11 protein-coding genes are annotated in these 11,964 nt (G+C 64.2%); 5 read left to right on the top strand and 6 right to left on the bottom strand.

The window, feature by feature from the left end:
• A partial coding sequence (locus tag MK181_10205) for an enoyl-CoA hydratase-related protein (GenBank protein ID MCH2420170.1) occupies positions 1-629 on the top strand: 629 nt, incomplete at its 5' end.
• A 1-nt stretch (position 630) separates the two neighbouring features.
• On the opposite strand, the gene MK181_10200 is transcribed toward MK181_10205, so the two are convergent.
• The 4 genes from MK181_10200 to MK181_10185 all read right to left on the bottom strand — a co-directional run bounded on the left by MK181_10200 (position 631) and on the right by MK181_10185 (position 5,002).
• Complete coding sequence (locus MK181_10200; GenBank protein ID MCH2420169.1) at positions 631-1,842, bottom strand: hypothetical protein; 1,212 nt, start codon at positions 1,840-1,842, stop codon at positions 631-633.
• A gap of 378 nt (positions 1,843-2,220) precedes the next feature.
• Entirely contained in the window at positions 2,221-3,603 is a 1,383-nt protein-coding gene (locus MK181_10195; GenBank protein ID MCH2420168.1) for an NAD(P)(+) transhydrogenase (Re/Si-specific) subunit beta, read from the bottom strand.
• Positions 3,600-3,890, bottom strand: coding sequence for an NAD(P) transhydrogenase subunit alpha (locus MK181_10190; GenBank protein ID MCH2420167.1), 291 nt, complete (start codon positions 3,888-3,890; stop codon positions 3,600-3,602). Before MK181_10190 ends, MK181_10195 begins: the two co-directional genes overlap by 4 nt.
• Positions 3,887-5,002 carry an NAD(P) transhydrogenase subunit alpha gene (locus MK181_10185; protein MCH2420166.1) on the bottom strand — a complete coding sequence of 372 codons (1,116 nt, stop codon included), beginning with the start codon at positions 5,000-5,002 and terminating at the stop codon, positions 3,887-3,889. The genes MK181_10190 and MK181_10185 overlap by 4 nt, the downstream gene beginning before the upstream one ends.
• Positions 5,003-5,747: 745 nt before the next feature.
• Between MK181_10185 and MK181_10180 the strand changes: the two genes are divergently transcribed.
• A complete protein-coding gene (locus MK181_10180; GenBank protein ID MCH2420165.1) occupies positions 5,748-6,446 on the top strand; it encodes a hypothetical protein in 699 nt (232 codons plus the stop codon).
• Between the two features lie 117 nt (positions 6,447-6,563).
• On the top strand, positions 6,564-8,522 hold the full coding sequence (locus tag MK181_10175) for a CocE/NonD family hydrolase (protein MCH2420164.1): 1,959 nt from the start codon (positions 6,564-6,566) through the stop codon (positions 8,520-8,522).
• Between the two features lie 137 nt (positions 8,523-8,659).
• Here MK181_10175 and MK181_10170 read toward each other — a convergent pair whose 3' ends face one another.
• Both MK181_10170 and MK181_10165 read right to left on the bottom strand, forming a co-directional pair.
• On the bottom strand, positions 8,660-9,601 hold the full coding sequence (locus tag MK181_10170) for a hypothetical protein (GenBank protein ID MCH2420163.1): 942 nt from the start codon (positions 9,599-9,601) through the stop codon (positions 8,660-8,662).
• 157 nt (positions 9,602-9,758) lie between these two features.
• Complete coding sequence (locus MK181_10165; protein ID MCH2420162.1) at positions 9,759-10,631, bottom strand: matrixin family metalloprotease; 873 nt, start codon at positions 10,629-10,631, stop codon at positions 9,759-9,761.
• Positions 10,632-10,884: 253 nt separating this feature from the next.
• On the opposite strand from MK181_10165, the gene MK181_10160 reads away from it, so the two are divergent.
• Together MK181_10160 and MK181_10155 are read left to right on the top strand one after the other, a co-directional pair.
• The gene (locus tag MK181_10160) at positions 10,885-11,478 is read left to right on the top strand and encodes a TetR/AcrR family transcriptional regulator (protein MCH2420161.1); all 594 of its coding nucleotides are present in this window, start codon (positions 10,885-10,887) and stop codon (positions 11,476-11,478) included.
• 199 nt (positions 11,479-11,677) lie between these two features.
• The coding region (locus tag MK181_10155) for a hypothetical protein (GenBank protein MCH2420160.1) at positions 11,678-11,964 on the top strand (287 nt) is incomplete at its 3' end.

The following is an 11,964-nucleotide window of genomic DNA, read 5'->3' as shown; positions in this document are numbered from 1 at the left end:
CCCCGACGGTGCGCGTCGTGGTGCTCACTAACCGGGGAAGCGTGTTCTGTGCCGGAGCCGACCTTTCTGAACGGTCCTCGGACGGGAAGCCGGCGGCCCGGGTGGACGCCGCCGACCTGTTCCAACGGTTCCGACGCTCCCCGAAGGTTTACGTCGGGCGCATCGCCGGGCACTGCGTAGCCGGTGGTATGGGCCTGGCCGCCGCCATGGATCTGGCAGTGGCCGACGAGGAGGCCAAGTTCGGATTCACTGAGGTCCGGCGGGGTGTGGCCCCGGCCATGATCTCGGTCCTCTGCCTCCCGAAGATGCGGCCGGCCGACGCTGCTGAGGCGATGTTGCTGGGTAATCGGATGACCGGCACTGACGCCGCCCGCCTGGGACTCATCAACCGGGCCGTGCCAGCCGCCGAGTTGGACGCCACCGTCGACGGGTTTGTTGCCGACCTACTGGCCGGGGGGCCGGAGGCCCTGGCTACCACCAAGCAGCTGCTGGTCCGGGTCCCCGGCATGTCGGTAGACGAGGCATTCGACTGGACGGCCAGGCTGTCGGCCGAACTATTCCGGGGCGATGAGGCGAAGGAGGGCATGCGAGCCTTCCTGGAGAAGCGCCCCCCGAACTGGGCCGGCTGACTCAGCGCAGGAGAATCTCTCCGTCCATGTCCCCTACCAGGTGTGTGGAACCCACCTGGCCCGAGGACACAGACATGTGCGGATCCAGGAGGTGGATCTCGTGGTCGACACCTGACCGGTTGTAGACGGCGTAGCCGTTCGTGAACTCGCGGATGAACAGTCCGTCGACTCCCTGGTGGGTTGTCCCCTTCGGCCCGACCGGCTGGCCCAGATCGGCATCCCAGAAGTCGTACCAGTTGTGTAGGTGGTCGACGGTGGGTTCGGCGTTGTCGTCACCGAAGACGACCATCTCGTCGGAGTGGGTGAGGGCCATCGTCGTGAACAGGCGCATCCACCGGAAGTTCTCCTCGGAGTTCCTCTCGTCAACCTGTGCGGCCGCATTGCCGTAGTCAGTGACGACACGCCACCCCTCGAGACAGTTGATCCGTGGTTCGCGGAACGCCTCGGTGGCCCAGGTCAGGGTCTCCTCGATGCCGATGATGGCTTCACGCGTGTATCCAGCCGACCAGTCGGGCTTGTAGAGCTCCATGAACGTCCCGTTGGCGTATGGCGCTGACAGCGGCGCGGTTCGTTCGTTGGTGTTGACCAGGATCAGGAAGTCGTCGCCCACCAGCTCGCGGATCCGACGGATCAGCGCCAGCCGTGACTCCAACTCCTCCTCGGCGGTCATGTAGAAGGTCGACCAGTCCAGGTACGAGGTGGCGGTCAGGCCGTGCTCGTTCCACCAGTCCAGCATGATGCCGTCGACTACCCCGGTGCGCTGCACGGCCAGGGCCCGCTGGGCGACCAGCTCGATCACCTCGGGCATCCGGAAGTCGACCAGCGAGGAGAGCGCCTCCCCAGCCTCGATCACGCCGTCCCCGTCGGCGTCCTCGCCGAACCCGGGCACCGGCATCCCCGCCTCGTCGCGGATCCAGAACGGTGAGTCAGGCGGGAAGTGGCCGAGCTCCCACCAGCGGTGGTCCTCCTCGTTGGTTACGTACTCTCCCTCCCGGTAGAAGAGTGACACCAGCACGTTCAGGTGCGGGTTGAGGCGCCGCAGTTCGTCGCGCCGCTCGATGGCTACGGCCAGGTCGGGGTCGTTGTCCACGTCGACGAAGTTCGTCGATAAACCCCGGTACGGCTGGGCCTCGGAGATCTCCCACCCGAGACCGAGGTCCCAGCCCGACGTCCACCAGAGGTCGTGGAGGGCGATCCGCTCCAGTTCGGTCAACTCCGGGCGGTTCTCGACCCCGCTCCACGGCCGGCAGACCAGCGGGTAGCTAGAAGGTCCAGGTTCCGGCGTGGGCGTGGATACCGGGGGTGCCGAGGTGGTCGACGTGGTGGTTGTGGTCGTGGGAGCAGCGGTCGTAGCCAGAGGCGATGAGGTCGTCGGAACAGCGGTCGTAGCCAGAGGCGATGAGGTCGTCGGAACAGCGGTCGTCGAGGCGGTGGTCGACGGCATTGTCGCAACTGACTCAATCGGCTTTCCATCGCCGCAACCGGTCACAGTCAAGAGGGCCAACGCCATGAGAACCCCTGCCCGCATAGAACCAGTCTCCCAGCCCCGTCTCACCGGTGTTATCCGCAACCGGATCCCGAGCAGCCGACCTCAGGCGTTGAGCAGGGCGGCTACTACGTCCAGCACTGCCGTCTTCCCATCTCCGAACAGCATCAGGGTGCCGTCGGCAGCGAACAGCGGGTTGGGGATTCCGGCGAACCCGGGGCTCAGGGACCTCTTGATGACTACCACGGTCCGCGAGGCGTCAACCTCCAGGATCGGCATCCCGGCGATCGGCGACCCGGGGTCGGTCCGGGCCAACGGGTTCACCACGTCGTTGGCCCCGATCACGATCGTTACGTCGGTCTGGGGGAACGTCGGGTTGATCTGGTCCATGTCGAGCAAGCACTCGTAGTCGATCTCAGCCTCAGCCAGCAGCACGTTCATGTGTCCCGGCATCCGTCCGGCCACCGGGTGAATGCCGAAGACCACCTCGGTCCCCGCCTCGTTCAGCGTTCGCATCAGGTCGCGCACGGCATGCTGGGCCTGGGCGACAGCCATGCCGTAGCCGGGAACGATGGCCACCCGCTCGGCCACCTCGAGCAGCATCGCTACCTCCTCGGCCGAGGTCGACGTGACCCGGTCGCCGTAGACCTCGTCCACGTCGACCACCGTGCCGCCCGACCCCATCGAGCCGAACACCACGTCGAAGAGGGACCGGTTCATGGAGGTACACATGATCTGGGTGAGGATCAGGCCGCTGGCCCCGACCAGTGAGCCGGCGATGATGAGTAGTGGATTGTCGAGCACAAACCCCGCTGCAGAAGCGGCCAGGCCCGAACACGAGTTGAGCAGAGCAATCACCACCGGCATGTCAGCACCACCGATGGCGACCGTGCCCAGCACCCCGAGCAGTGCGCCCGCACCGACGAGGAGCCAGAACCAGCCGAGGTCCTCCGGGCGGACCACCACCATCCCCCCGGCGCCCACCGAGACCAGGCCCAGGGCCGCCCGAAACAAGCCCAGGCCACGGAAGCCGCGCAGCGACAGGACCTCCTGGAGTTTGGCGAAGGCGACCAGCGAACCGGTCAGTGTCACGATGCCGATGAGTGCCGTAAGCGCGGCAGCCACAGCCAACTGGTCGTCCACCCGGCCCCCGTCAACTACCTCCAGGAACGACGCTCCGGCCACCAGCACGGAGGCCCCGCCACCGAACCCGTTGAACAGGGCGACCAGTTGTGGCATACCGGTCATCTGCACCCGGACGGCCAGAACGGCACCGACGACCGAACCGACAACCAGGCCCGCCACCAGCACGCGGAAGTCCACGATCGATCGGTCGAGCAGGGTGGCCAGGACGGCGACCAGCATTCCCGATGCCCCGAGCAGGTTTCCCCGGGGGGCCGTGCGGGGCCGACCAAGGCCCTTGAGGCCGAGGATGAAAAGGACGGCGGCGGCCAGGTAGGCGATCGACGTGACGTTGGCGGCGCTCACGACCGCTTTCCCCGTTTCGAGGTGAACATGGCGAGCATCCGGCCGGTTACCAGGAACCCACCGACCACGTTGATGGTGGCCAGGACCACAGCCACAAATCCGAGCGTCGTAGTCAACGTGGAATGATCGATCCCGGCCGAGACCATGGCCCCAATGAGGGTGATGCCGGACACCGCGTTGGATCCCGACATGAGCGGCGTGTGCAGCGTCGCCGGGACTTTGTTGATCAGCTCCAGCCCGAGGAACACGGCCAGCACGAACAAGGTGAGGGCAATCAGCAGGGTCACGATTCAGCCCCTCGTTCGTCGAGCGCGGCCCGGACCATCGGGTGGACGACCTCACCGCCCGCGGTGACGTGCATGCCGACCAGTACGTCATCATCCGGATCGACGAACGGTTTGCCGTCTCGGTCCAGCATGTGGATCAGGTTGACGACGTTGGTGGCGAACATCCGTGAGGCTGTCACGGCCGACCCGGAGGCCAGATCGGTAGGAGCCAGGACGGTCACGCCTCCGTGGTCGATCTCTTGGTCGGCCACGCTGAGGTCGCAATTCCCGCCCCGCTGGACGGCCAGGTCCACTAGGAGGGAGCCAGGTCGCATTCCGGCCACCATGGCGGCGGTGACCAGCAGCGGGCTCCGGCGGCCGGGGATCTGGGCCGAGGCGATGACCACGTCGGCTTCGGCCACGACGGGCGCCAGCGCTTCGTGGATGGCCTCCGGTGCGGGGATCGTCCCGTCGGACGTCGGCGGCGGGTCGACGGAGCGGGCGCCCAGGGACCGGATCTGCTCTAGGGCCTCCTCTCGGATGTCGAACCCTTCCACTACCGCGCCGAGGCGACGGGCCGTGGCCACGGCCTGGAGGCCGGCCACCCCTGCTCCCAGCACCAGGACCCGGGCAGGCTTCACTGTGCCAGCCGCCGTGATGAGGAGCGGCAACATCTTGGGAAGTCGCTCGGCGGCCAGTAGGACGGCCTGGAAGCCGATCACGGTGGCCATCGACGACAGGACGTCCACGGCCTGGGCCCGGGTGCTCCTCGGCACGAGGTCCAGCGAAATCATGGAGGCTCCGGTCGGGGCGAAACCAGCGGCGACCTCAGGCCGCCAGACGGGGTCGAAAAGGCCGACAACAACGTGCGACGGGCCGATCCCGGACAGAAGGTCGTCCCCGGGGCCGTTGACCGACACCACCACGGTTCCGTCGGCCAGGAGCGCCGATGGTTCGGAGGTGACCGAGGCACCGGCCGACCGGTAGGCCTCGTCATCCATGCCGGCTGCTACACCGGCGCCCGATTCCACGACCACGGAATGCCCGTCGGCCACCAGCGTCTCCGCGGCTTCGGGCGTCAGGGCAACACGGCGTTCGCCGATCCCCTGTTCGCGCACCACCGCAATCCGCATGGATCTCCCCGGGCCCGCCGATCGAGGCCGACCGTCGATCAGCGCCCGAATGGTAGTGGCTCCCCGTACAGCCCGACTTCTTCCTTCCAACGGCCCCACGCTGTCCAGGCGACGAGTCTCAAGGCATTACCCGGTCGGTCACTTCCACCGATTCGGTGTCCATCCATCTTGCGGCGATGAACTCGTTCAGAGTTGCCGTGCCCGGATTCCACGATGAAGCAGCGCCATCGCGGTTGCTTGCCTTAGTACCGTCGGATTGTGCGCTCGCAGGTTCCTCACGCACCAACTCGACCGCTAGGGCTTGATGCCGGTCAGGAGTCGCGTGCTCTAGATGGGCACAGATACCCAATGGCGGTGTCAAAGCAGTGAGTCTGGCGCTGCCTTGATGCCCCATGACCGGGCCGCCAATGGGCGGAGGCTCCTTTTAAGTCTTGTCGCCGTTTTGTTTGTGATGGGCGGTCTGAGTTGTGGCGATCCTGCAGAGACTGAAGGGCTGCAGATTGAAGTTTGGGAGTTGCGAGACCAACTCGATGCGTTGTCGGAACGGGTGGCCAACATGGCGATGACGCCTGCCACCGCTGTACCAACCACGGTGCCTGTCCGGGTTCTGTCACCGTCAACGGTTGCCCCTTCACCATCGACGACCTCGGTACCCATCCCGACGACGAGCGTTAGCGCGTCTACGGCCGTGTCCTCGGCGCCCCGACTTCTTCGCTCGCCAACTCTTGAGGAGCCCTTACGTGTGATGGTGGTCGGCGACAGCGTCACCTTTGAGGTCGAACCAGGCCTCACTGCAGCACTTGAACACACTGGTCTGGTGATTTCTGCCAACCGGACCCAGGTCGGGTTCGGCCTGAGCCAGTGGCCCGTTTACTTCTGGTGGGAAATCTGGCCCCCGTTTCTCGCCGAGGTTCGGCCCGAAGCCGTGGTTGTTCAGACCGGGACCTGGGACGTCTATGACGTCTGGGGAGGTGAGGGTCGAATCCCCGAACCTGATGATCCCAACTGGGAGGAGTCGTTTGCCTTTCTTGTTCGCATGGCGAACGACGTCCTGGCTGGCGATGGAGCACACGTCTATTGGCTGACGATGCTTCCATCTCCGAATCCCGGTTGGCCTGAACGGTTGAATCGACTGCTCATAGACGTAGCAACAACCGACGACCGGATGTCTGTGGTCGATCTGACTTCAGGTTTCACCGACGCAGACGGCGGCTACACCAGCCATGTCGATCGCCTCGGCGTCGAGTGGCCGATACGCAAGATCGACGGCGTCCACCTCTGTAGAGAGGGTGCCGAGGTGGCCGGCAAAATCGCGGCCAACACGATTCTCGCTGACGCTGGACTAGCCCTTGTGCCAGGTTGGGAGGATGGTCCCTGGCGATCGGACAGCCGCTACGACGTCGACCCCTGTGATGACCCGGCCCCAGCCGGTGAAACGTCCTGACCTCCTTGATGCCGGCAACCACCTGATTAACTTCGGGCCATACCGAAAGAGGAGCCATCGTCGCCTAGCCGTAGTGGTGCATTGCCCTATCGGGTAATAGAACACGTCTGGATTGCGATGTCCGACGGCGTGCGCCTGTCGGCCCAGCTCTGGCTCCCTGATCGGGCAGATCACGAGCCGGTCCCGGCGATCCTTGAGTTCATCCCGTATCGCAAACGCGACGGGGTCGCCTTGCGCGACCACGCGAATCACGCCTGGTTCGCTGCCCGCGGTTATGCGTGTGTCCGACCTGACATGCGTGGCCATGGCGACTCCGAAGGCTTGATGACTGATGAATACTCTCCCCGCGAGCAGGCAGATGCCGTCGAGGTCATTGAGTGGATTGCCGGCCAAGACTGGTGCTCCGGAGCTGTTGGGATGATGGGGATCTCGTGGGGTGGGATCGCCAGCCTCCAGGCCGCTACCCATCAGCCCGAGGCGCTGAAGGCAGTCATCCCCGTCGGTGCGTCCGTCGACCGCTATTACGACGACGGCGGCTACCTGGTAGGGGGCTACCCGGGGCAGGGCGTTGGCTGGGGTGGCGTGATGTTCGGCTACTGCATTCGTCCACCGGACCCGGCTGTCGTCGGGGACGCTTGGCGAGCCATGTGGCGCGATCGCCTTGACCAGACTCCGATGTTTCTCAAATCGTGGCTCCAGCACCAACTACGTGATGAGACCTGGGTTCAAGGATCGGTGTGCGAGCAATATGACCGGATTCAGGTGCCGGTTCTTGCCGTGAGCGGTTGGAATGACTGCTGGCCCAACACAGTGCTGCGCCTACTCGACAACGTGAACGCTCCATGTCGCGGCGTTTCGGGGGCGTGGGGTCACGTGTACCCAAATCTTGGTGGCCCTGGGCCAGGAATCGACTTCCTTGGCCTTGCGTTGGCCTGGTGGGATCGATGGCTTCGAGGCGACGACAACGGCGTGATGGACGCACCAGCTCTGCTCGCCTACCTCCAGGACAGCCACAGCCCGACCCCGGCACCTAGCGCCCGACCCGGTAAATGGGTCGCTGTGAACACTTGGCCATCGCCGGAGATCTCCGCCAAGACCCTGCACCTCGGCCCTAATGGACTCGATGAAGCCCCCTCCGTCGAAGATTTCGACGTCGAGGTCTTCTCGCCGGTATGGACGGGTCTCACAAGCGGTGAGTACATGCCTGTCGCCGGGATCTGTGAACTGCCCGACGATCAGGGGCCTGACGACGCCCTGTCGGCGTGCTTCGACGGGGCGGTGCTCGACCATCCGCTTGAACTACTAGGGACCCCGTTGCTCCACCTCTCGGTGACTTGTGACCGTGAGGAAGGTCTCGTGGCGGCCCGCCTCTGCGATATCAGCCCCGACGGAAGTTCCACCCTCATGAGTTACGGGATTCTGAACCTGAGGCTCCGAGATGGGCGTGACCGTGTCTCCGAGGTCCATCCGGGAAAAGCCATGGAAGTAACGGTCCGCCTGAACGACCTTGGTTGGAGGATCCTCCCCGGCCACCATTTGCGTCTTGCCCTATCCACACAAATGTGGCCCATGGCCTGGCCGTTAGCCCAGGAGGCAACCGTGAGCATCGATTTGGCCGCCAGTCGCCTCGAGTTGCCGGTTTTAGGCCCGAAGAGTTCTGGAACTCCAACGCCAGATCTGGGAGCTCCCCAGGCTGCTGATCCCCTACCCCATCGTGTGGTGCGTCAAGGTTCCGGGTCGCGCAAAAAAGTCCGCGACCCCTTGAGCCAGGAGCACCTCCTTGAGGTGAAGGCCGACGCCGGTGAGATCGAGTTGGAGACCACTGGGCTCCGATATTCGAGCACGAGTAGCCAGCGATACCGAATCGTCGAAGGAGACCCGCTCTCGGCCTGTGTCGAATATCGGGCTGACTTCACGTTTGCTCGAGATGACTGGCAGGTACGCACCGAGAGTCTGCTAGTCGTGACCTGTGACGCCACCCAATTCCGGCTCGATGGCCTCATCACCGCCTACGAGGGAACTGAGGTTGTCTGCGAGCGAACCTGGGAGGAGCACATCCCCCGAGTCGCCTACTGAGGGGCCGGCGTGGCCCGGCTTCTGTCCTCCAATAGGGCCTCCCACGCCCGGGCAAGGAGCCCGAGATGTCAAACCCTTCCCTCGATGACGGCCATAGGAGGTCACTCCTCAGACGTCAGGGCCCTAGACGACAGGTCTCAGGGCATCACCCGGTCAGTGACGTCTACCAACTCGGCATCCACCCATCCGGCAGCAACCAACTCATCCACGATGGCCACCGCGTAACGCCATGCGCCAAGCGCCTCCAAGTGGACATTGGGTGGCGGCTCCCGTAGTTCCCCTCGACCGTCGACGCATCCCGGCTCGGTGACCTCACAGGGGGCCGACTGGACGAACTGGCCTCCCGGGGTGAGCGCCGGCCAGGTGGAGAAGAAGCGGACCAGCCCTCCCGGATGTCTGACGGGCATCGACCGGTAGATCTCACCGGTCCCCGATCGATAATCGCCACGGCTGACCGGTTGGTCTACCAAGAGCACGCGGCTCCCGGTCCGCAACGCCAACTCCACCACATACTCGGTATCGGCCAGATACTTCGCCGTGTATGCCTCACCGGTAAGCGGAAGGCCGGCGGCGTCAGCCATGCACGGCGTGATGCCGTTCCCACCGTGGTCGACGATATAGAGGTGTGGCTGCCACGACTCGAGGTATTCCAAGCCGAGGTCGCCTCGGTTGTCGGAAAACCAATCGCAGAGCGCCGTTCCCCACAGGTGTCGATGTTCGATGGTGGCCGTCCGACTCAGAATCCATTCGAGGTACGGCGCTACCTGGTCGGTAATGGAGTCTCCGGTCAGGACAACCCGGAGGAGTTCGTTGGCTTCGAGGTCAATAGGAGTGGGCGGAGCTTCCAATACGAAAAGGGTGGTCGAAGGAATCTCGGTGGCGGGCGTAACAGTCGTCGAAGCGACAGTCGTCGAAGCGACAGTCGTCGAAGCGACAGTCGTCGAAGCGACAGTCGTCGAAGCGACAGTCGTCGAGGTGGTTGCGGCCGGTCGGGCCACTGACTCGAGCGTGTCAGAACTGCAGGAGGCGGCAGCGGCCAAGAGTGCGGCGATGGCCAGGAATGTTGGGGGCCCAGGCACGTCTCGGTGATCCTCCGTTCCAGCCGATGGGGCTGCGAGATCCTACGAAACACCCTCCAGGAAGGTGACGACACCGAGAACCTTGTCATCCGGGAGTGGTCAGTGGACGGGCGGAAAGGGCTTCCAGAACTCGACGTCGAGTTCTGGGGTTGGCTGCTCAGCAGCCCCGACTGCCCGCGTAGGCAAACGCCGCCCGGTCGGCGGTGGTCACCGAAGCCTTGCTGTTGAGCCTGGGGTACATGACCGAGCCGTCATCAGCACTGTGGCCAATACCGACTGCGTGGCCAAGTTCATGGATGAGGGTGGTCCGGATGAAGTCTCCACCTGAGTTCGTGTCGGAATCGTGCTTAGTGAGGATCTCGTCGGAGAGCAGGACGACAGCCTGGAAGACGATGAGGCGGTCTATGACCTCCAGGTGCCAGACCTCGGCTGAACCGAGCTCATGGTCTTCGAGCAGGCCGGTGTCACGATCGACCCAGATGATCTGGATGGTGTTGGACTGGGGTGCCGGATCGTCTCCGGCGGTGTGGGTTGAGCCAGTTATCGGGGTGAACTCCAGGCCGGTGAGTTCACCAAGTTCGGTGACGGCGTCCCGAGTGGCCAGAGCGGCAGTTGTGCTATCTGCCGATGATTCGACGGTGTCGATCGTGACTCGGATCGGCGTGCAGTTGGGCCACAGGGCCGAACCGGTCGCATCGGCGAACATCGCCGTGCTCCCTGCGACGGAGAGTCCGACGGCTGGATCGTTGTCGACCTGGTCGGGGCGGCGGGTGGTGCCGGCTCCTGTGAGGGTAAGGAGGTTGCGCACGGGGACCGGAAGCTCGACTCGCCAGTTCCGGTCAGCTGGGTTGTTGGTCCAGGCGTGTGACTCGTGGCCGCTCTGGTCGTGTGACTCGTGGCCGCTCTGGTCGGGTGTCGTCGCATCCTGTGAGCGAAGCGCTCCACAGAGGGAGAAGGAGCTGACGAGGAGGGCGGCGGCCACCAGGCTGAGGCCAAATCGCTTAGCTGAAAGTTGTTTACGATAACTCATACCGTTATTATATAACGGTAATCATGTTTGTCAATACTATTTTCGGTTATCTTTTTCGATATTGCTTTGCGTCTATATCCGTTGGGGTATTAGGGTGTCACCCAGAGGACGGAGGACTTCAGATGGCACTAGAACTTGTTGATCTGACACCAGATGCCGCAAAGTCGCCTACCAACCGGGCGATCCGCTTCCCCGACGGATGGAATAGCCAATACCCGTTCCTCCGCGTCGTCGCACAGTCCCGAGGCTGACCGTGTCCCGCCCCCGAGACCCGGAACTCGACGCCAAGATCATCGAGGCGGCAACCGAGGAGTTCCACACCGTCGGCTACGGCGCCATGAGCCTGGGATCGATCGCCGTCCGAGCCGGCGTCCGCCCCGGCGCCGTCTACACCCGCTTCCGGGACAAACGCGACGTGCTGCGAGCCATCCTCGAACATGTCTCAACCCTTCGGGCGGAACGGCTGCGAACCCTCCCCGGCGACGACCCCTACGAGAACCTCCTGTACGCCACTCGCGAGACGCATACTTCGGTCTCCTGGGAACACGCCTTCACAATCCCGGCCCTGGCGATCATGGGCACCGAAGAGGCCGACGAGGTCCGGGACCTGATCCGCGACGACATGGCCAGCAACCGCCAGATGGGGCTCCTCCGCCCAGCACTCGAGCAGGCTGTCGCCGAAGGAGTCCTGCCGGACAACGTGTCTGTCAGTTACGCGGCAGCAATGATCCTCGGCGCCTACTTCACCTTCAGGCTCGGCGTCGACTCCGAGCACTGGCCCGCTGACATGCCCGAGAAACTCCTACAGACTCTCGGAGCAAAGGCCCCTGAAACCTCCACCAACTAGTAGAGCGGCAGGCATATCAGGCAAGAAGGGCGCGGGCCCGCCGCATCTGTCATCGCGTGGGTCCTCCCAACATTGAATGCGGCCGTTAGACAACCTGAGCAGTCATCGGGCTCTAGGCCTTAGAAGCCCTAATCTCCGTAGGCCCGTGAAAGCCCCTGCCTCCTGAAAGACCAGCAAATCCGAGATGGCGAAAACAAGGATGCCGCGGCACACCTCCACCAAACGAGCCACCACCCTTCTGGCGATACTTTCGACGCTGCTCATCGCCTGGCCCATGGCAGCAGTCGCCCAGTCGGCCGGCATGACGGGTTCCAAGACCACAGCGGCCGCCACAGAAGCCGGGACGACCGACACCTTCACCGTGGTCCTGGATACCCAACCCTCGACGAGCGTCACTCTCTCGGTAACCAACTCGGCCCCCACGCAGTTGACGGTCAGCCCGCTGTACCTCACATTCACCGACGCCAACTGGAACACAGCTCAGAC

The organism is Acidimicrobiales bacterium (genome assembly GCA_022452035.1).
Lineage (GTDB): Bacteria > Actinomycetota > Acidimicrobiia > Acidimicrobiales > MedAcidi-G1 > UBA9410.
This window is presented reverse-complemented; position numbering and strand designations above follow the sequence as displayed.